This window comes from Sphingomonas sp. AC449, from assembly GCF_979253475.1.
This window is the reverse complement of sequence record NZ_CEEDCZ010000002.1, coordinates 174,733-194,713: the sequence shown is the minus strand read 5'-3', so window position 1 is coordinate 194,713 and position 19,981 is coordinate 174,733. Positions and strand designations below refer to the sequence as shown.

The following is a 19,981-nucleotide window of genomic DNA, read 5'->3' as shown; positions in this document are numbered from 1 at the left end:
GCCTCGCCGCCTTCCTTTTAGGCGCCTCCCACCACGCAGGCCCCTTCGTCTAGCGGTTAGGACGCGGCCCTTTCACGGCTGAAGCACGGGTTCGATTCCCGTAGGGGTCACCAGTTGTGCTTTTTCAAGCACTTAGCGGTGAATGAGGCACGACTGTCTCACAGTTTTATCTCACAGAGCTGGCGGCGAAAAAGGGTCCCCTTCCTCCATCAGTGAAGCTAGCCTTCGATCATGGATAAGCCAAAACGCAATCCCGTATGGTCTAGAGACGAGCTAACCCTTGCGCTCGACCTTTACATCCAGACCAGTGGCAATCCGACCGGAAAGGATGACGAGGCATTAGATCGGCTATCTGCGCTTCTAAACAAGCTGCATCGACTTAACGGCACCGCCGGCTACGACACCCTGCGGAACAGGAACGGCGTGTATCTAAAGGTTATGAACTTCCGTTCGTCTGACCCGACTTACTTAGGGCAAGGTAAGGTCGGGATGACCCGAGGAAACCGCCTAGAAGCCGTATTGTGGAAGGAATACGATGGCCGCCTAGCCGATCTAGCAGCGGACGCCAAAGCGATCCGGCGAACTGTTAACGAGGCCGACGAGGTCGCGGTGGCAAAGCTACCACCCGCCGAGCCGTACGAGGGCGAAGAGGGCGGCGTCATCATGCGCCTTCACAAGCGATACGAACGCGATCCGAAGCTCGTATCCGAGAAGCGTAAGGCGGCGGCTGCAACCGGGAAGCTGGCGTGCGAAGTATGCGGCTTCGACTTCAAGGCAACGTATGGCGACCTCGGTAACGGGTATATCGAGGTTCACCACACGAAGCCGGTTCATACCCTGCTTGCCGGGACAAAGACGAAGCTCGAAGACCTCTCCCTTCTCTGTGCGAACTGTCACCGCATGGCACATAGAGAGCGTATTCCACTGCCCCTTCATACCCTTCGAACACGCATGAAAAAGAGCTAGTCAATTTGGCCCGTCCGGCTCCGCAACTCACCCTTCGAACTTGCTACAAGAGCGAGGTAATATCCTGTTTCCGGCGGTCCATCTAACAAATTAGCTCATAAGTGGTCCGGGAGGCCTTGTGGCGTCGGACTGTTGCGCTTCGCAGAAGCTCGACTAAAGTGGCAGGCGGTATCGGGGAATAAAATGTTTAGCATCCATTCGATTGAAATCGACGGTTTTCGCGGTCGGGATGAAAAGATCTCTTTGACCTTAAACAATGACGTCAATTTTTTTATTGGCCGTAACGGTACTGGCAAAACAACGCTAATGAACCTGCTCAGCTCATCGTTGAATATTGACGTTATGGGCTTATCACTGGTCGAGTTTAATTCGGTGATATTTCGGCTTCGTCGAGTCGGTGATCGTCGCCGTCCCTATATAATTGTTTCCAGAAGTGTTGATGACGACGGCGACCCCCGCTTTCTTTATACAATAGCGATGTCGTCTAAAGCAAAAGTCCAAACATACACGATACACACATCAAGATCATCATCATCGTGGATGCATATGTATAATAGGGCTAGCCTAGGTCGGATACAACCTCTTGGAGATACGGTAGATACCGTTGCGGAGCATCTGGCTAGTATAGTTAACTTTAGCTGGATTTCAGTTCACCGCGGGATTGCCAATCAAAATACACCTGCGGCGATGGCCGCGTTGGACAGTAGTGATAAAAGTCAAACACCAGTAGATCGCAAGTTGAATCAAGTTGCGACCGACTTTGTAACTTACTTTTCTACACTCGATAAAAAAGCAGCGGAAGAGACCGATAAGTTTCAACAGGTTTATCTACTCGCGCTTATTTCACCTTCCGGTTTTGATTCGCTCACTACAGTAAAGTCTATTAATGTTGATGATGAGAAATCAGCAATCCGTGGTATGTTTGCCGAATTCAATATTAAGTCTAGTGTATATAACAATAAGCTAGAAAACTTTACAAAGAGAATGTCAAAGGCCGTCCTTAACTACAAGCCGAATAAAGGGTTAGCGGCGGATGACTTTCTAGTACTTACTGATACCGTGCGCATTCACGATGCCGTTAAGGAATGGCATAAACTGCTTGATGAGCGGGCTAAGATTTACAGGCCCAAAGATGACTTTGTAAGTATCGTTAACGATTTATTCTATCGGAAGACGTTGTCTATTAATCGTGGCAATCAACCATTTTTTACCGATGCGGGCGGTAAGCCAATGAAGTTGGATGACCTGTCCTCGGGCGAAAAGCAGCTTTTTATTCTTCTCGGGGAAACGCTTCTTCAACAAAGAGCTAACTGTATATTTATGGCAGACGAGCCTGAAATATCACTTCATATTGACTGGCAAGAGCGCCTCGTACCTAGCTTATTGAAAATCAATCCCAATGCGCAGATTGTTTTCGCTACGCACTCGCCCGACGTAGTCGGTGCATATTCAGATGCAGCTATTGACCTTGAGAAAATCCTGTAATGGCGTTCGAGCGTAGTCTGTTAGGGCAGCGTAACAGAGCACTATTTCTCAACGTAGATGCTATAGTATACGTTGAAGGCGGGCGAGGTCTTGAAGATCAAGACGAGTCTTTTGACGCCATGTTCTGGAAGAAGGTATTTCAGGTATTTCGCACTGATCTACGCGTAAAAATGATCGCGAAGGGAAGTAAGCAGAACATCATATCTCTTATTGATCAAGCTGGTGACAGCATTATAGACAACGTGTTTTACGCGATGGATCGCGACTATGATGATTTGTTGAATAAGATTATCGATAGGCAAAACGTTTATTACACTTTTGGCTATAGCTTCGAGAATGACATTTATTGCAAAGATAATTTGGCATTATTGTTTGAAAATATATGCCCTGTCTTTGGAAACACTGACACAATACTTGAAGATGTCCAGTCCGCGACAGCTCAGTTCGTTCGAGATGTATGGTGGGCGCACTTAGCAGACCTAGCTGGCGTGACTGTGGCGCGAGCCGTGATTGATAGAAAAAGCCCACAAAAGTATTTTGGTGCTCATACCTATGGTGCGAAGCCTAAAGTAATGAAGTCTATGCTGTCTTCTGACGTTTATAGAGCAAATGCAGGTCCAGCGAGGGAAAAGGTTCGAAACTTACCTCTTACCTATAGTCATCTGCCTCGATACGCTGTAGGGCACTTTTATTCAGCTTTTGTCTTTAAATTAATGACGTATCTACAAAAGTTACATTCAAACACATCCAAATTGACAAAAGACGCCGTTACGGCCTCCGGCGTATTAGCACTATGCAATCATTTTCTAGGTGCGAGGGACTCCGACATTAAATCATACTATTCTAATATGATGGAGGCTAATTAACCGTCTATTACTTATTACTGGCGAACGCGGCACGGTTTAAGGCTGCCAAGCGTAATCCTTTAGAGGTGAAATACGCTAGCCGTAACATTGACCGGTTGCGTTAGCCTAGTGCATCTCGAAGACGGTCGATTTCGAGCTGTTCGAATAGAAGTGTCGAAATCTAGGTTGCGGCACCGGACGCGACCTGTTCATTATGAGCGGCGATTGCGTACAGGTGGGCTGCGTCGTCGCCCCGCTGCGTTACCGCCCGGGGCCGCCTATAGCTTGAAGTCAGCGGGAAGGGCGGCACGTAAGGTGCGGACGTGCATTGCAGCCGATCAATGGTTCAATCTACGTACCGAAAGTAGAGATACGTTTCACGACAGTCGTCGTTGAGGTCGATTCGCCAGGCATAATCACATTCAGAAGCAAACTCTTCTAGGTTCTCGCGCGCTTTCGTCCTTCTTTGAGCTGATTCTGGTAGTGTAGCGATAAGGCAGCCGATCCTACGGTTTGTATCGTTCTTGTTAATAAGTCGGGCGCAAATTGTTGCTTCGGAAAGAGCCGCTTCAAGTCGGGAAGGCGTAAACCTCGTGCTCACCTGTTTGAACTCGATCCCCCATTGATAATTTTTCGTTGCAAGCCACAAATCCCATCTGCCGGTGGCGTAGGACCGGCGGTCTGCTCTTGCTCTTTTCAGCTGCATGAACTCCGCTAGGGCCAAATAGCCAGCGGAGATCGCGGCAGAGCATAGAGCGCTTACGCTTGCTGTCTCGTTGTAGGCGAAAGGGTCATCTTCCCATTCGTCTGCGAACCGGGCTGTTAGTGCAGCCGCCTCGTCCATCCACCCCTGCCAAGCTTGGTACTCGCGGGTAGTGCGCCGTCCGTGCAAAAGCTCCGCCGCTGGCCGTTTTGTCATCGCTATCCCTGCCGAAAGTACGTCGTGATGTTCAACGAGTGACATAGAATAAGCAGTACGCCCAACGATCAAAGCCATACGGTCTTCAAGATGCCTCTTATGGGTAAACTCCTAGGAGACAAGCTCGCGGTACAAGGGACTCGTACCAATAGGGTTGACTCCCGTTCTATGAGACAGATAAGTGCAAACTTCTAGAGGCTATTGAGACGGATCAACTATGACGACGATCTTGGGGTACGCGCGGGTTTCGGCATCGGATCAGGATTGCTCGGTACAGGAGGATGCCCTTCGGGCCGCTGGTTGCACGCTCATTCGATCAGAGAAGAAGAGCGGGACCACCACAGAGGGTCGGCACGAACTCGACACCCTCCTGTCCTTCATGCGTGCGGGCGATACGCTTTTGGTAACGCGCATAGATCGCCTTGCACGGTCTGTAGCGGATTTGGAGAAGATCGTAGCTGCCTTGAAGGCCAAGGGAGCCTTCCTTCGCGCTACCGAACAGCCGATCGATACCTCAACCCCTGCTGGGCTGGCCTTCTTGCAAATGCTTGGTGTCTTTGCGCAATTCGAAACGGCGATCCGTAAGGAGCGGCAGATGGAAGGCATCGCCAGGGCCAAGGCGAACGGGGTCTATAAAGGCCGCAAGCCGTCTGTGGACGTTAGTGCAGTTCGCTCCCTACGGGATGACGGGGTCGGGCCTAGCGATATTGCCAAGCGCCTTGGGATAGGCCGTGCGAGCGTTTACCGGGCCCTGGAAACCGCGAACGGTGGAGCCTAAGGCAATGCGAACCCTTCTGTATTAATACGAAGGGGCTATGTCTGGATTTGATTGGCAATGGTCGAGAGGACAGCTTGCAGTTTTTTTCGATGAAAAATCCGGAATGCTCATACTAGTACAAAATTTATGGATTACTTGTAAGATTATTACATTGCTGTGTAATCTTTAAGAGAATTAACAAGAGATTTTCTAGATTCTATATTTAAGTTGTTTAAAACTATTTATGTAAGTTTACAGCATTGATATCTTATTATGTTTATAATTTACCGCTTTGTTTGATTTGATTGATCTTTTGACATTTTGGCTTCCCCGAAGGGGATAAGCCTTATATTTCAAGAGAAGAATATCCCCCTGCACCATATTGAGGCCATGATAATAGTCATGACCCGAACATAGTGCAGGAGATGCAACGTTTCCGTCGAAGTGGTGAAGGGTGCTAGCTGACTAAGCAGATCGGCGGAGTCCGTTTACCGATCCATTAAACCCCTTATCCGTCACCTTCCGGTGACACTCGGTTATCCATATTGGAAGCCTCCCGGATTGCTCGTACCATTTACGCCCCGGAAGAGGGAGTTGCTTCAAAGCAGCGCTCCCATCTTTTAGAAGTCCATTTGAGATTCACGCTAATACGTATCTCGGGCGACAACCGGGCGCTGTCGCCCGATCATTCCCTGCGCGCCCACTCGCTCATAGCGCCGGTCTAGAATTCCGGTATCGCCGTTCTTATGCCAAAGGTGGGTATGATTACGGCAGGTCAATGCCATTTCAGCTATTATAGCTAATTAACTGTTGAATAAAAAGACAGTCGTACTGCCATATTATACTTACTCAACATTTTCTTCGAGAAAAATGATGTCATTAACGGGCCGAAATGGCTTACACGCCATTTCAACAGCGCAATAGGCGTTAAGAATCATTACACCAAACCTATCGCTTTTTAAACATGTCTTGTCCCCTGATAGCTCAACTAATAGGTCAAGGAAATATTGCCTTATCTCTTCTAACGATATCATGGCTTCTTTAAAGTTCATAATGGGTCCTCTTCTTGGCCTAACTGCCGTAGAGGTACATTAGCGGCTGAAACTTGCCGCACAACCGCTAGTCAAACGGTTCTTAATTGCAGTTTCTATTCACGGCTTATATTTTTGGTATAAATAATCCATTGTATCTAAGCTTACTTACCTGCGGATATGTCTCTTCAATAGTTACTTCGCCGATATACCGTGCATCCAGTTCGCTCTTGGCGTGCCCTACGACCTCATGAACCACGTTTATGGGGAGGTTGTTAGTTGTCCCTATCATCGCCTTGAACGCGCCCCGCAGCGAGTGAAACGTTACCTCGCGTCTTGCATCTATCGAAAGCTTGTCGGCTAACGCCCAAGGAATGACTGTACGATTGAACGCCCTGATGACTTTTGAATTCGACCATGCTGGAAACGCGTCCAGCCCCGCTCCGGCGGGCTTGATAGCTGTCCAATCGGGAAACAAACGCGTCGCCCCCGACCTACGAATGCGATCAACGTAAGCAGGGAAACCTAATTCGATCAACGCGTCTAGGATAGGCACACACCTGCTACGCCCATTTTTAGTTCCGCGATGCTCATTAGGCCGGATCAGGAAATGGGGCATCGCGTCTGCTAGGCGGACCTCGGACAAGGCCAGACCACCCAACTCCGACGCCCTGCAACCGGTCATCAGCGCGACAATCGGAACCCAATATTCGCTACCTGACAACAGATGGCTGCCGGGCGTGTGAGTATCCGTCGCAGACTTGCATCCTGTGAACCATGGGTGAGCAAATATCGCGTTAAGCTCGCTTATCTGCAAGCGCCGCTTATCTGGCATCACGGCCCGATCTTTCGGCACTATGAGATTGTCGATCTTCAAACCAGCTAGGGGGTTATCCCCTACGAATTTATCGGTATCGCGGGCGTGATAGATCGCAGAAGCTAAAATCCTTAATCTCTTTTTGATGCTCTGCCCGGATAACGGACGCACAATACTTCCCGGCGTCTTTCCGCCAACCTGCACCGTCGCAAGGTGCTGAACAAATTGCCGGGCATCGGAACGTGTGATGGAAGCAAGAGACTTCCGACCGGTAACCTCTTCGAACTGCCGCAACGCCAGTCGAGTTTCAGCAATCGTCTTCGGTGCGGGTTTGCGCGCTATCAAATATTCATCAACCGCATCCGCTAGAGTGCCACCAATAGGGCTAGAAGCTACTTTTTGGCGATCCGGCAAAGCTGGAACCGCAGAACCATCAATGAGTGCTGAAATGCGCTTATAACCCCGCTCCATGCCCGCACGTACAGCACCAATGATGGCAGCAAACTCGTCACTACCCTCGGCTGCCGCATAGCCCGCGTCCCTAACCACGCAGCGCGCCTCATTGTCAGGCTTTAGGAATGCGGACGGCTTATCGTTATGTCGCGTTCGTATGGCCTCGCGCGCCTCTTCGGCGTCACGCTCCAAATCGTACAACATTCGGTCTAGCTCGGCGGCGGCATCCCGGTCGACATTGGCGCGACGATATTGCCGTTCGAAAGGCTGCGCCGTCACCTCCGCTTGTCGTGCAGCAATCTTTTCAAGGTCGGTATCCGTTACGACGCGGGCTGGTTGAAGCTCGGCACTCTTGGCCATGCCGACGATCGACTTCGGGTCCGCTATTAGCCGTTCGAACTCGGAATGAGCGGCCGCATACGCAGCAAACATATCAACGGTTCGCTTCGTGCGTAGGGACCTGCGGAACAGCGGGCGCGATCCGAACGCCGCAGCAAACCTAGCGCCGTCCCTCTGTATGTGTGTCGGCACCCGCCGCTCGTACTGAAATACCCCGTCCCGAGTACGGACGAACTGAACAACCCCGGTCAAAATCTGTCTCCATTGCGGGCGTTGTCTCGCGCCGCAGTCTCACAGACCGTGACAGATTCCCGTTTCAGCGCAACGGCTTGTCCTATATCAACTACTTACTCGCTCTTAGTTTGTCGTCCCGTAGGGGTCACCATCTCATCGCCAAGCGACAGAGATCGGCGGGCAAGCAGTAAATCAACGCTTTCGTAGGCGCCCAGTGCTACAAATGGGATGTCGCATTCCGTCAAGCGCGGCAATTTCTGCTTAGGCTAGCGGCATTTGCCTCGGTTAGACGTCAATCTTGTGGTTTTCCCGCCCGTAAGTGCGAAGTCCGAGTAGCATCCGTAACCGGGGGTTCAGCCCCTGCGTCATCGTCTCAACGGACGACTGCTTCTCGCAATCGTTGCCCAAAAGCGGCTGATCCGCTTCCCACCAACAGCGAAAGTTGGGAAGCAAATCGGACGCCATCGGCGCGTCAAAATTGCAGCGTGAGATCAAGCCCCCCTCCGCCATGCGCCGACCAGGGCGTCAGCTGCACGCGGTCGTCGTGACGGCCTGTGATCAGCAGCCCGCTGACCCCGCCGATCACTGCGCCGGCGATAACGTCGTGGACATAATGCTTGTCCGCCTGGACCCGCGCGAGCCCGACGAAACTCGCCACCGCCAGCGCGGGAAGCCCCGCCTGCCAGCCATAGCGCTTCTCGAGCGTCGCCGCCGCGGCAAAGGATATCGAGGTGTGGCCCGACGGAAAGCTCCGGTTGTCGCTGCGGTCGGGCCGGCTCTCGTGGATCAGCTCCTTCAGCACGAACGTCGTGCCCCCCGCCGCGACCAGGCTGCCCGCCGCCTCGAGATCGCCGCGCCAGTCGCCCTGCACCGCGGGCACCCCCAGCGCCGCGCCGACGAGCAGCGTACGGCCGATGCTGCTCGCCTTGCCCCAGCCATGCGCGCTTGCCTGCGCGGATGACGGGCTGGCAAGCGCGACCGCCGCAGCGGTGACGGCGAACGGGAACCGGGTCATGCACATACCTCCGTGGCGACAGGATCGGCCCCGCCGACGAACCGGCGATACAGGCTCGGGAGCAGGAACAGCGTCAATATGGTCGAGGTGACGATCCCGCCGATCACCACGGTCGCGAGCGGTCGCTGCACCTCTGCGCCCGCACCGCTCGCGATCGCCATCGGCACGAACCCGATCGCGGCGACCAGCGCGGTCGACAGGACCGGGCGCAACCGGTCACGCGCGCCGTGGCGGACCGCGTCATCGACCGGGAGCGGATCGCCCTCGCGGCCGTCGCGCAGCGCGTTGATATGGTCGACGAGCACCAGCCCGTTGAGCATCGCGATCCCCGACAGCGCGATGAAGCCGATCGCCGCGGTGATCGAGAACGGCATGCCGCGCAGCCACAGCGCGAGCACGCCGCCGGTCACCGCAAACGGGATGCCGGTATAGACGATCGCCGCCTCCTTGATGCTCCCGAGCGCGGCATAGACCAGCAGGAAGATCAGCAGCAACGCCGCGGGCACGACGATCGACAGCCGCTTCTGCGCCGCCTCGAGCTGATGGAACTGGCCACCGAACTCGATCCGGTAGCCGGGCGGCAGCTTGACCTGGCTGCTGACCGCGGCGCGGGCGCGCGCGACATAGCCGGCAAGGTCGCTCGTCTTGAGATTGACCATCAGCGCGGCGCGTCGCTTGCCGCTGTCGTGCAGGATCGGCTCGACGGTGCGCGTCTCGCGCAGGCTTGCGACGCGCGACAGCGGCACCATCCCGTATTCGCCGACGCGCAGCGGCAGCGCGAGGATCGCGGACGAATCCGCGCGCAACCCTTCGGCCATGCGGATGACGATCGCGTGGCGCGCCTCGTTATGCGGGATGAAGCCGACCTCCGCCCCCGCGACCGCGTCGGTGATCGCCTTGTTCACCTCCGCGGTACCAAGGCCCAGCCGCAGCATCGCCGCATGGTCGAGCGCGACGACGATGCTCTTCGGCCGGCCCGCGGTCTCGAACTCGACGCTCTCGGTGCCGTCCTGCTTCTCGAGCACCGCCTTGGCCTGCCGCGCCGCGCGTTCGAGCACGTCATAATCCTCGCCGAAGATCTTGACCGAGACGTCGGCGCGGACGCCCTCGAGCATCTCGTTGAACCGCATCTCGATCGGCTGCGCGAATTCGAAACTCTGCCCGCGATAGACCTGCTCGCCGACCTTGCGAATGCCCTCGACCAGCTCGTCCTTCGTCCGCGGTTTCCCGTCACCCGTCGGCCAGTCCTTTTCGGGGGCATAGAAGACGTAGAGGTCATTCTCGTTGGGCGGCATCGGGTCGGTCGCGACCTCGCTCGTGCCGATCCGCGAAAAGGTGTGCGTCACCTGCGGGAAATGGCGGCGGATCTGGCGCTCCGTCTCCTGCTCGATCGCGAGGCTGCGTTCGAGCGACATGCCGACCGGGCGATAGACCATCGCGGTGATCGCGCCCTCGTCGAGCTGCGGCGTGAACTGCGAGCCGAGCGTCCTGAACACCCCGGCCGTCGCGGCGAGCAGCAGCAGCGCGCCGATCACCAGCAGCCAGGGATGCGCGATCGCCCGCTCGAGCGCGGGCGCATAGCCGCGCTCGGCACAGCCGATCAGCCCGGTGCGGCGCCCGTCCTCCTGCGCGCTCGCGGGTGCGCGCAACAGCCACGCGGACAGCATCGGCACGATCGTGAAGGTCCAGACCAGCCCGGCGAAGATCGCCAGCATGACCGCCTGCGCCATCGGCTGGAACAGCTTGCCCTCGACCCCGCCAAGGCTGAGGACGGGGACATAGACCAGCGCGATGATCGCGATGCCGAACATTGTCGGGCGCGCGACCATCCGCGCGGCATCCGCCACCGCCGCACGCCGTTCCTCGTCGGTCAGGTCCTCGCGCTTGTCGCGCCGCCGGTTCGCCAGCAGCCTCAGGCTGTTCTCGACCACCACGATCGCGCCGTCGACGATCAGGCCGAAATCGAGCGCGCCGAGACTCATCAGATTGCCCGACACGCCGATCGCGTTCATCCCCGTCACCGTGACGAGGAAGGCGAGCGGGATGACGAGCGCGACGATCAGCGCCGCACGCCAGTTTCCCATCACCACGAGCAGGACGAGCGCGACGAGCAGCGCGCCCTCGCCGAGATTGCGCTCGACGGTCGAGATCGTCCGGTCGACCAGGTCGGCCCGGCTATATTGCTCGTCGATCACCATCCCCTTGGGCAGCGCCGCCTGCACCGCGGGCAGCGTGTCGCGGACGCGCAGCGCGACCTCGCGGCTGTTCTCGCCGACCAGCATCATCGCAGTGCCGAGCACCGTCTCGCGCGCGCTTTGCGTCGCGGCGCCCTGGCGCGGTGCTGCACCGATGACGACGTTGGCAAGGTCGCGGACCTGGAGCGGCAGCACGCCGCCCGCGAACTTGACGGGGATCGCACCGATCTCGGCGGCGGTCCGGACGCGGCCGTTGGTCAGGACGGTGAAGCGCTCCGCGCCGCGCGCGATGATCCCACCACCGGCATTCTCGACGTTGCTGCCGACCGCCTCGGCCAGCTCGGCAGCGGTGACGCCGTGCAGCGTCAGCTGCGCGGGGTCGGGCTCGACGACATATTGCTCCTCCAGCCCGCCGTTGGTGTTGACGTCGGCGACCCCGCTCACCGCGCGCAGCATCGGCCGGACGGTATATTCCTGCGCCTCGTACAGATCCATCAGCTGGCGCTGCGTCGTCATCCCGCGCGGCGGCCGCTTCCATTCGAGCGTATAGTAATAGATCTCGCCCAGTCCCGTGGTGATCGGCGCGAGCTGCGGCGTGGCGCCGGGCGGCAACTGGTCGCGCACCGCGTTCAGCCGCTCGGTCACGAGCTGGCGCGCGCGCATCTGGTCGGTGCCGTCCGCATAGATCAGCGTGACCTGCGCGAGCCCGGTCTTGGTCAGCGCGCGCGTCTCGACCAGCCCGGGCTGCCCCGCCATCGCGCGTTCGATCGGCAGCGTCGCGAGCCGCTCGATCTCCTCGGGCGCGAGCGACGGGACCATCGTGTTGACCTGCACCTGGACCCCGGTGATGTCGGGGATCGCATCGATCCGCAGCGTCGCGAACGCCCACAGGCCGATCGCCGCGATGACCGCGCTGACCGCGGCGACGACGAGCCGGTGGCGCGTGACGAGATCAAGCAGCCCGCGGATCATCGGACGAGCGCGTCGCCGCCGTTGAGCGCGCGCAGCCGGAGCAGCGCCTCGAGCGCCTCGCGCCGGGTGTCGAGCACCGCGTTGGTCGCCTCGACATAGGATTGCTGCATCTGCATGTAGGTCGTCAGCGGGATCGCCCCCAGCCGGTAATTGCGGTCCGCATCGTCGGCCGCCCCGGCAAAGCCCTGCGCCGACGCGCCGTCCCATTTCGCCAGCGCCTGGCGCTTCGCGTCATATTGCGCGGCCTGGTCGAACACGTCGCGCGCGATCCGCCGTTCCGCCTCGATCAGCGTCGCGTTCGCCTGCGCCTGCCGCCCCTGCTCGACCGCGACCTCGCCCGCCTGGCGGTTCCACAACGGGATCGTCGTCGACAGCCGGACGCCGTAATTGGTCTCGCGGATGTCCGATCGCGCGCGGTCGTAATAGGGGCCGACGCCGAGGATCGGGACCCGCGCCTTGCGCGCGAGATCGACACGCAGCCCCTGCTGCTCGAATTGCGCCCGCAGCGCCTTCAGTTCGAAATTGTTCGCGCTGGCGCGGTCCGCAAGCGCCTGCCCCGATGCGAGGTCGGGCAGGCTCATGTCGGGACGGACGATCCGGATCCGCGCGGCAAAGGGCGCGCCGCGGAGCTGGTTGAGTTCGTACAGTGCCGAATTCGCGTCGGCATCGGCGATCGCGGCGGTGCGTTCCGCGCTGATCGCGCCGCCCTGCAGCGATGCCGCCTCGAGCCGCGGCGCGGGCCCGGCGGGATCGCGTGAGACGATGACGCGCGACAGCTCGCGCATCCGCTGCGCGACCGTGCGCGCGACCGCCGCCTTCTCGTCGGCGGCGAACAGCGTGTAGCCCAGCGTTCGCGCGCGCGCCGCCAGCGTCGCATCGAACTGCCGGAGCCCCATCCGCGCCAGCTCGACCTGCCGGTCGGCGATCGCCCGCCGCAGCGCGATCCGCCCGCCAAACTCGATCGGCTGGACGACCGAGACGGCATAGGTCGTGCCCTCGCCCAGCGCGGAACCGGTGGTGCGATCGCTCGCCTGACGCTGGCCGAACTCGACCACCGCCTCGGGATCCGCCCAGCGCCCCGCCGCGCTGCGCTCGGTCCCCGCGGTCTCGATCTGCCGCTGGTAATATTGCCGCTCGGGATTGTTGGCGATGACGTCCTGCACCAGCCGGTCGAGCGACATGCCGGTCTGTGCGGAGGCTTGGGCAGCGACCGGCTCGGCCAGGGCCGTCACGGGCAGCGCGGCCAACATCAGCGCGGAAACGGCAATTCGCATGGTCGAAGGTCCTGGTAACGAAGGACTTCCGCTATGCGCGCGGGTGGCCCGCCGTCGACTAAATCCGGGTTCAGAGTCTGAACTGCTATTCAGTTGACGCGGTCGGCCGCGCATGGCGAAGCAGGCGGGTGACGCATATCCTGCTCCTCGAAGACGACGCGGGCACCGCGACCGAGATCGCGCTCGAGCTCGGCGCGCAGGGCTATGCGGTGACGCATCATCTGCGCGTGGCCGACGGGCTGGCGGCGGCGCGCGGCGACGATGTCGACCTGCTGATCGTCGATCGCCAGCTGCCCGATGGCGAGGGGCTCGACCTGATCGAGCGGATCCGCGCCGAGGGCCGCCGCACTCCCGCGCTCGTCCTCAGCGCGCTCGGCAGCCTCGACGACCGGGTCCGCGGGCTGCGCGCGGGCGGCGACGACTATCTCGCCAAGCCGTTCGCGCTGGTCGAGCTCGTCGCGCGCGTCCAGGCGCTGCTGCGGCGCCCCAATGAGACGCGCGACACGCGGCTGATCGTTGGTCCACTCGATCTCGACCTGCTCGGCGGCACGGGCCGCCGCGCCGGCCGCCCGCTCGACCTTCTCCCGCGCGAGCTCAAGCTGCTCGATTATCTCGTCCGCCGGCCAGGGCGGATCGTCACCCGGTCGATGCTGCTCCAGGACGTGTGGGGCTATAGTTTCGAACCCAACAGCAACGTCGTCGACGTGCATATGGGCCGCCTGCGCCGCAAGGTGGATGCCGAGGGCGAGCCGCAGCTGATCCGCAACGTCCGGGGCAGAGGCTATGTTTTCGATCCGGCGGTCTGACCCGCGCACCCGCGCGACGTGGCGGTGGGGCGGCGCGATCGCGGCGCTGCTCGTCGTCCAGTCGATCATGCTCGCCGGCCTGTTCTGGCTGCTCGCCAATGGCAGCCATCGCCGTGATGCCGAGCGCGGCTTTGCCGAGGATTGCCGTTCGCTCGCGACGCTTTCGCCGGATGTTCGCCGTGTCGAGCTGCGCGAGATGCTGGCGCACGACATCCACCGCGACCGGTTCCTCGCGCTGTTCGCCGCTGACGGGACGCGGATCGACGGCAATGTCGCGCGGCTGCCGCCGGATGTGCTGCGGGCCGGCTCGACCGTCGCGACGATCACACCGACCGAACTGCCGGGCAAGACCAGCGACGTCGCGCGCCTGCGGACCTGCGCGATGCCCGATGGCACCCGGCTGCTGACCGGGGTCGACCTCGACAATGCCGAGGGCGCGTTGCGGATCATCGAGCGGTCGCTGGCGTTCGGGCTGATCCCGGGCCTTTTGCTCGCGATCGGCTTCGGGCTCGTCGCGGGGCGCCGTGCCGCGACTCAGGTCGATGCGGTGCGCGGCCTGACCGAGCGGATCGTCGCGGGCGATCTCGACCAGCGGCTGCCCGTCGGCGAGCGCCCCGACAGCTTCCGGCTGCTCTGCGCGCACATCAACCTGATGCTCGACCGCATCCAGTCGCTGGTGATCGACGTGCGCGGCGTCGGCGACGACATCGCGCATCAGCTCCGCACCCCGCTGACGCGGCTGCGCGCCCGGCTCGAACGCGGGCTGCGCGAGGCGGGCGACGTCGCTGCGTTCCAGGCCAGCGCCGACGCCGCGCTCGACGAGATCGACCAGCTGCTCGGCATCGTCGCCGCGCTGCTGCGCGTCCGCGAGCTCGAGGACCATGCCCGCCGCAGCCGCTTCGCGCCGGTCGATCTTGCGCGGCTGGCCGAGGATGCGTGCGAGCTCCACCGGCCGACCGCGGAGGATCGCGGGATCGTTCTCAGCTGCGACATCGACCCGGTCGCGCCGATCGAGGGCGATGCGAGCCTGCTGATCGAGGCGATGTCGAACCTGATCGACAATGCGATGAAGTTCGGCCCCGCCGGCGGCCATGTCGCGCTGCTGCTGCGACAGGAGGAGCGCGCGGTCGTCATCACCGTCACCGACGAGGGCGCGGGCGTCCCCGCGGCCGAGCGCCCGCTGGTCACGCAGCGTTTCTACCGCGGCCGGCACGACCGCGAAGGTGCGGGGCTGGGGCTGAGCCTGGTCAAGGCGATCGCCGATCTCCACGGCTTCACGCTGCGCTTCGCCGAGACGGGCAGCGCGGTCTCGCTCGTCGGGCCCGGCTGATATCGGCGCCTATAGTCCGATCGCGAGCCTGAGCGTGATCGTCCGGGGCCGCACCGGCACGCTCTGCGTGGTCGTGTCGAGCGTGAAGGGGTTGCCGAAGCCGAAACTATTGCCGCGACTGTCGAGCAGGTTGGCGACGTCGATCGACCAGTGCCGCGCCCCCGCGTCGAGCGATACGCCGGTGTCGAGCGTCGCATAGTTGCCGGCCGGCCGGTCGAGCACGGGGTCGAAGCTCAGCCGGCTGCTGCCGACATAACGCGCCTGCGCATAGATCTGCGCGGGCAGCCCGTGCACCACGAAGCGGCGCGCCGCAGCCAGTCGCGCGGACAGGTCGGGGACGACCGGCAGGCGGCGATCGTCGTCGTCGATCGTCGCGCGGCCGGACGGCGTAGTCAGCCGGGCGCGCTGCACCGTCGCCCCGAAGTCGATCGCGACCGGCGCCAGCTCCCATCGCCCGCCGACCTCGAGCCCGACATTGGTCGCATTGCCCGCGTCGATCGTACCGAGCAGGCCGTCCGCGCCGACCGTGTCGCTCCGCAGATGCTCCCAGGTCGAGCCGTACACCGCGCCGTGGATGCTCAGCCGGTCACCACCCAGGCGGATCCGCCACCCCAGCTCGAGGCTCTGCAATTCGTCGCCGGGAATGCGGCGGCCGGCGACGGGCGCGGATCGGCTGATCCCGGCCGGGCGGACCGCGCTTGCATAGCGCAGCCAGACGAGCCCGAGGTCGTCGCGGTGCCAGCTCAGCGTGCCGCTCGGCGTCACCCCCAGCCGGTGCACGCGCTCGCGTTCGGGGCCCTGCTGCTCGAGATGGCTCGTCGTCGAGAAGGCGCGCAGCCCAAGCTTGAAATCGAGCCGCTCGCTGAGCCTTTGCGTTCCCTCGGCGAACAGCGCGGCGTCGGTGACGTTCTCCTCGTCGCGGCGCGCGGTGATCGCGGCCGCGGGCGCAGCCGTGCCGACCGCGAGGAAGCGGCCGTCGAGCCGGCTCGTCGAATGAAGGATCGTCACGCCGACGATCCACGGATGGCGCGCGGTCGGGTCGCTGACGCGCAGCTCCTGCGACAAAAGCTGTGCCGAACGATCCTCGACATAGGAAAGCGGCGCTTGCGCCCCGAGCGCGGGTGCGAGGACGGTCGCATCGTAGGTGCTGCCGAATTCCTGGTCGACGACCGCGGTCGTTGCCCGCGCGTCGAGCTTGCCGATCGGCCCTTGGAGCGTGAGCGTCGCCGCGGTGAAGTCGTTGTCCTGCGGCTCGGCGATGAGCGTCGCGCGCGACAGGCCGCGGGTCGCATATTGGCTGTCGCGCGCATCGATCCGCTGCGCGACGCCGGCGAGCGTCGCATGCCAGTCGCCCAGCGCCCAGCGCAGCGCGGCCCGCGCGCCGTTCCGCCGTGTCCGGTTGACGTCGCGGCGGTCGCGCCCGCTATCGTCGATCCAGCCGGGCATCGTCTCGCTCCAGCCCGAGACGCGCAGCGCGAGCGTACCCGGCCTTATCGGGAGGTTCACGATCCCCTCGACCGCGCCGCCAAGCGCCCCGTTGGTGATGCCCGTCCCCTCGACCGCGACGCTGCCGGCAAAGCGGTCGAGATCGGGCGCGACGGTCGCGATCCGGACCACCCCGCCCAGCGCGCCGGTGCCGTAGAGCGTGCCCTGCGGTCCGCGTAGCACCTCGACGCGATCGACATCGACGAGGCGCAGATCGGGATCGGGCGCGGCATAGCCGATCCGCGCATCGTCGAGATACAGGCTGACGAGCGACTGGCTCGTCCCGTTGAATGCGCTGTCGGCGACCCCGCGCAGGAAGATCCGGTCACGGCCGGGACCAAGATTGGTCGAAAACGCGCCATCGGTCGTCGCCATCACATCGACCAGCCCGCGCCGTCCCGCCAGCCGCCCCAGCCCCTGCCCGCCGACGATGCTGATCGAGGCGGGCAGATCGGAAAGCCGTTCGTCGCGCTTGCTGGCGGTTACGATGATGTCCCCCGCGGCGAGCGCGGGCGGCGGGCGCGGGATGCGCTTGCGCGATCGCCGCGTGGGCGCGAGCGGTTCGATCCGCCACGTCGTCGCATCGATGCGGACTGCGTGAAGCGTGCTGCCCGCGAGCATCCTGCGCAGCGCATCGCCGACGTCGCGCGCGTGCTCGATCCGCCTGACGCGCAGATCGGGGAGCGCGCCCGCCATGCCGATCGATATCCCGCTTTGCCGTGCAAGCGCGTCGAGCGCCGAACGCAGCGTTCCCGCCGGAATTGTGATCTGCGGTCGCTGCGCGTCAACCGCCGCCGCGAGCGTCCAGGTGCACGACGCCGCCGACAGCGCGAGCGCGTATCGGCAGGACCGCGCGAAGTTGATCGACGAGCCGCGATCCGTCACCAATCGTCAATACCCCGGAAAAGCGTAGGTCCGCCGCCGATGGGTCGACCATCAACGGGCGATCAGCATATCGCGATATATCCGCCGCAACCAGCGCGAGCGGTGCGCCGTCATATTCGAGCCGGCCATCGGCCCAGTCCGCGACGCGTCCCGGATCGATGCTCCGGCGCGCCGCGATCTGCGTGGCGGGCGTGATGTCCAGCGCCTGCCCCGCATGCAGCGTCGTCATGTCTGCCGACGCGCCGCCAATCGGCGTCACCCCGACCATGCCTTGCGCAACGGTCACCGCCACGCGCCCATGCGCACTGACGACGTCGAACCGCGTGCCGATGTCGCGCACCTCGTAACCGCCGGCGCGGACCGTCAGCACGCGCGAGGGATCGTGCCGCACGGCAAAGCTCGCCGCGCCCTGCGCGATCTCGATCACCGGGCTGCGCGCGCCGCTGACCGTCACGCGCGAGCCGCGGTCGATCTGCATCCGGCTGCCATCGGCGAGCGTCACCGCGCGCGTCTCGCTGCGACCGGTCGTGTAGATCTGCGCCGCGGTCTCGGCCGACGGCGCCACCAGCAGCAGCGCGAGGCCGGCCGCCAGCGCGCCGCCGCCGCCGAGCGCGGCCAGCCGCCAGCGCGCGGGACGCATCGCCGCGGCAGGCGCGACGGTATCGACGTCGTTCGCCGGCAGCCGCGCGGCGATCGCCGGCGCCGCGTCCGCGATCTCCGCATCGAGCAGCGCGATCGACTCATAGGCGCGGCGATGCTCGGCATCGGCCTCGAGCCACGCGCCGAACCGCGCCCAGTCCATGTCGGGGGACTCGAGCTGCGCATGCCAGGCGGCAGCGGCATCGATTGCTGTCCGTGTGCCCGTCTCCGTATCCGTCATGCCGCCCTCCTTTCCATGCTCAACCATTAGACGCCACCGCGCCCACCGAACCGCAGGTCGCCCACCCGATCACTCATCCAGCGCCTTTCTGAGATGCCGGAGAGCAACCGCGACATGCTTTTCCACCGCGCTGCGCGTGATGCCGAGTTCGGCTGCGATCTCGGCATGTGACGCGCCGTCGATCCGGTGCCGCCGAAACACGCGCATCGCGCCCTCGGGCGGGCCCGCGAGGGCGGCGGCGAGGCGGGCGACACGCTCGCGCCCGACGACCGCGTCGAACGCGGACGGCCGGTCGTCGATCGTCTCCGCCCCCAGCACCGAGGTCGTCGCATCGACATAGCCCGCATCGCGCCGCTGCCGCCGCCCACGCGCGCGGGCCCGGTCGAGCACGATGTTCAGGCCCACCCGGTGGAGGTAGCCGAGCGGATTTCCGATCGGCCCCGCGAGGGGCTCCGCGATGTGAAGCCATATCTCCTGGACGACATCCTCCGCCTCGGCCGCACTACCCGTTCGCCCGGTAAAGAACCGGACGAGTTGCGGGCGGTGGGCCGCAAGCACCGCAGACAGGCCGTCGATGGGGCCTGCGGGCGAAAGAGTGTCGGCGTCGGTTACGGCACGGCTCCGCAGTCAGGCACCGAGCTTGGCGTTCACCTTGGCGAGCAGTTGCTGCACGTCACCCCGGCGCCCCGCATCGGCGATTTCGCGTCCCGGGCGCGCCGGCGCAGCGAGCGCCGTCCGCAGCGCCTTGGCCGCATCGGCATATTGCCCCTGCGCGAACAGGAAGTCGCCCCAGAAATAATTCGCGTCGATATCGCGCGGCGTGATCTTCAGCCCGGCGAGCAATTCGCTGCGTGCCTTGTCCTTGCTTCCGAAGCCGATCGGCCAGCCTGGCACCTGATAATACAGCGCGCCGAGGCTGGTATGCGCCATCGCGCCCGCCGTGCCATTGTCGAGCTTGCTCGCCCGTTCGAGCATCGTCCTCGAATCCTTGGCGAGCGACAGGCCGCCGATCCCGCCCTTCAGGCCGGCGAGCGACGACGTGACGATACCGTCCCACGCCAGCGCCTCCGCGCGATTGGGTGCCGCCTGCGCAAGCGCGTCCGCCTGCGTCTTGAGCTTCGTCATCGCGCCGAGCTTCTGTGCGGCCGGCACGCGGTAATGGACCTGCGCCCAGGTCCGGGCGATGTCGTCCGCACGATCGGTCACCGGGTCGGCGAGCGCGGCGGTGGTCAACGCCGCGCCGAGTATGACGGTGAGGGCGGCGGGGACGCTGTTCTTGATACGGAATCGCAT

General features: G+C 62.3%; 15 protein-coding genes and 1 tRNA gene. 7 read left to right on the top strand and 9 right to left on the bottom strand.

Annotated features, from left to right (window positions below):
• Positions 1-38: 38 nt before the first annotated feature.
• The 4 genes from AC0CH3_RS04500 (at position 39) to AC0CH3_RS04485 (ending at position 3,317) form a co-directional block, all read left to right on the top strand.
• A tRNA-Glu gene (locus tag AC0CH3_RS04500) sits at positions 39-113 on the top strand.
• 118 nt (positions 114-231) lie between these two features.
• Positions 232-966 carry an HNH endonuclease gene (locus AC0CH3_RS04495; RefSeq protein ID WP_465237646.1) on the top strand — a complete coding sequence of 245 codons (735 nt, stop codon included), beginning with the start codon at positions 232-234 and terminating at the stop codon, positions 964-966.
• Positions 967-1,149: 183 nt separating this feature from the next.
• Positions 1,150-2,451 carry an AAA family ATPase gene (locus AC0CH3_RS04490; RefSeq protein ID WP_465237645.1) on the top strand — a complete coding sequence of 434 codons (1,302 nt, stop codon included), beginning with the start codon at positions 1,150-1,152 and terminating at the stop codon, positions 2,449-2,451.
• On the top strand, positions 2,451-3,317 hold the full coding sequence (locus AC0CH3_RS04485) for a DUF4435 domain-containing protein (protein WP_465237644.1): 867 nt from the start codon (positions 2,451-2,453) through the stop codon (positions 3,315-3,317). The genes AC0CH3_RS04490 and AC0CH3_RS04485 overlap by 1 nt, the downstream gene beginning before the upstream one ends.
• A 325-nt stretch (positions 3,318-3,642) precedes the next feature.
• On the opposite strand, the gene AC0CH3_RS04480 is transcribed toward AC0CH3_RS04485, so the two are convergent.
• Positions 3,643-4,293 carry a hypothetical protein gene (locus AC0CH3_RS04480; protein WP_465237643.1) on the bottom strand — a complete coding sequence of 217 codons (651 nt, stop codon included), beginning with the start codon at positions 4,291-4,293 and terminating at the stop codon, positions 3,643-3,645.
• Positions 4,294-4,432: 139 nt separating this feature from the next.
• On the opposite strand from AC0CH3_RS04480, the gene AC0CH3_RS04475 reads away from it, so the two are divergent.
• Positions 4,433-4,993: a recombinase family protein gene (locus AC0CH3_RS04475; protein WP_465237642.1), complete on the top strand. Its 561-nt coding sequence runs from the start codon at positions 4,433-4,435 to the stop codon at positions 4,991-4,993.
• Positions 4,994-6,130: 1,137 nt separating this feature from the next.
• Here the strand turns inward: AC0CH3_RS04475 and AC0CH3_RS04470 are convergent.
• The 4 genes from AC0CH3_RS04470 to AC0CH3_RS04455 form a co-directional block, all read right to left on the bottom strand.
• Complete coding sequence (locus AC0CH3_RS04470; RefSeq protein WP_465237641.1) at positions 6,131-7,633, bottom strand: hypothetical protein; 1,503 nt, start codon at positions 7,631-7,633, stop codon at positions 6,131-6,133.
• Positions 7,634-8,318: 685 nt separating this feature from the next.
• Positions 8,319-8,861 (bottom strand): phosphatase PAP2 family protein, encoded by a 543-nt coding sequence (locus tag AC0CH3_RS04465; RefSeq protein WP_354302232.1) that lies wholly within the window; start codon positions 8,859-8,861, stop codon positions 8,319-8,321.
• The gene (locus AC0CH3_RS04460; RefSeq protein WP_354302230.1) at positions 8,858-12,028 is read right to left on the bottom strand and encodes an efflux RND transporter permease subunit; all 3,171 of its coding nucleotides are present in this window, start codon (positions 12,026-12,028) and stop codon (positions 8,858-8,860) included. The genes AC0CH3_RS04465 and AC0CH3_RS04460 overlap by 4 nt, the downstream gene beginning before the upstream one ends.
• Complete coding sequence (locus AC0CH3_RS04455; RefSeq protein WP_354302228.1) at positions 12,025-13,302, bottom strand: TolC family protein; 1,278 nt, start codon at positions 13,300-13,302, stop codon at positions 12,025-12,027. Before AC0CH3_RS04455 ends, AC0CH3_RS04460 begins: the two co-directional genes overlap by 4 nt.
• Positions 13,303-13,430: 128 nt before the next feature.
• Between AC0CH3_RS04455 and AC0CH3_RS04450 the strand changes: the two genes are divergently transcribed.
• Together AC0CH3_RS04450 and AC0CH3_RS04445 are read left to right on the top strand one after the other, a co-directional pair.
• Entirely contained in the window at positions 13,431-14,108 is a 678-nt protein-coding gene (locus tag AC0CH3_RS04450) for a response regulator transcription factor (RefSeq protein WP_354302226.1), read from the top strand.
• Entirely contained in the window at positions 14,086-15,438 is a 1,353-nt protein-coding gene (locus tag AC0CH3_RS04445; protein WP_354302224.1) for a sensor histidine kinase, read from the top strand. The genes AC0CH3_RS04450 and AC0CH3_RS04445 overlap by 23 nt, the downstream gene beginning before the upstream one ends.
• A gap of 9 nt (positions 15,439-15,447) precedes the next feature.
• Here AC0CH3_RS04445 and AC0CH3_RS04440 read toward each other — a convergent pair whose 3' ends face one another.
• The 4 genes from AC0CH3_RS04440 to AC0CH3_RS04425 all read right to left on the bottom strand — a co-directional run bounded on the left by AC0CH3_RS04440 (position 15,448) and on the right by AC0CH3_RS04425 (position 19,981).
• On the bottom strand, positions 15,448-17,808 hold the full coding sequence (locus tag AC0CH3_RS04440) for a TonB-dependent receptor (RefSeq protein ID WP_465237640.1): 2,361 nt from the start codon (positions 17,806-17,808) through the stop codon (positions 15,448-15,450).
• On the bottom strand, positions 17,708-18,688 hold the full coding sequence (locus AC0CH3_RS04435) for a FecR family protein (protein ID WP_354302221.1): 981 nt from the start codon (positions 18,686-18,688) through the stop codon (positions 17,708-17,710). The genes AC0CH3_RS04440 and AC0CH3_RS04435 overlap by 101 nt, the downstream gene beginning before the upstream one ends.
• A gap of 69 nt (positions 18,689-18,757) precedes the next feature.
• Complete coding sequence (locus AC0CH3_RS04430) at positions 18,758-19,246, bottom strand: RNA polymerase sigma factor (protein WP_354302219.1); 489 nt, start codon at positions 19,244-19,246, stop codon at positions 18,758-18,760.
• Between the two features lie 69 nt (positions 19,247-19,315).
• Entirely contained in the window at positions 19,316-19,981 is a 666-nt protein-coding gene (locus tag AC0CH3_RS04425; RefSeq protein WP_354302217.1) for a tetratricopeptide repeat protein, read from the bottom strand.

Coding starts and splice junctions, on each gene's coding strand:
- AC0CH3_RS04435 (WP_354302221.1), bottom strand. CDS start 18,688: ATGACGGATACGGAGACGGGCACACGGACAGCAATCGATGCCGCTGCC.
- AC0CH3_RS04470 (WP_465237641.1), bottom strand. CDS start 7,633: ATGGCCAAGAGTGCCGAGCTTCAACCAGCCCGCGTCGTAACGGATACC.
- AC0CH3_RS04460 (WP_354302230.1), bottom strand. CDS start 12,028: ATGATCCGCGGGCTGCTTGATCTCGTCACGCGCCACCGGCTCGTCGTC.
- AC0CH3_RS04480 (WP_465237643.1), bottom strand. CDS start 4,293: ATGGCTTTGATCGTTGGGCGTACTGCTTATTCTATGTCACTCGTTGAA.
- AC0CH3_RS04495 (WP_465237646.1), top strand. CDS start 232: ATGGATAAGCCAAAACGCAATCCCGTATGGTCTAGAGACGAGCTAACC.
- AC0CH3_RS04445 (WP_354302224.1), top strand. CDS start 14,086: ATGTTTTCGATCCGGCGGTCTGACCCGCGCACCCGCGCGACGTGGCGG.
- AC0CH3_RS04490 (WP_465237645.1), top strand. CDS start 1,150: ATGTTTAGCATCCATTCGATTGAAATCGACGGTTTTCGCGGTCGGGAT.
- AC0CH3_RS04465 (WP_354302232.1), bottom strand. CDS start 8,861: ATGACCCGGTTCCCGTTCGCCGTCACCGCTGCGGCGGTCGCGCTTGCC.
- AC0CH3_RS04425 (WP_354302217.1), bottom strand. CDS start 19,981: ATGCGATTCCGTATCAAGAACAGCGTCCCCGCCGCCCTCACCGTCATA.
- AC0CH3_RS04475 (WP_465237642.1), top strand. CDS start 4,433: ATGACGACGATCTTGGGGTACGCGCGGGTTTCGGCATCGGATCAGGAT.
- AC0CH3_RS04485 (WP_465237644.1), top strand. CDS start 2,451: ATGGCGTTCGAGCGTAGTCTGTTAGGGCAGCGTAACAGAGCACTATTT.
- AC0CH3_RS04455 (WP_354302228.1), bottom strand. CDS start 13,302: ATGCGAATTGCCGTTTCCGCGCTGATGTTGGCCGCGCTGCCCGTGACG.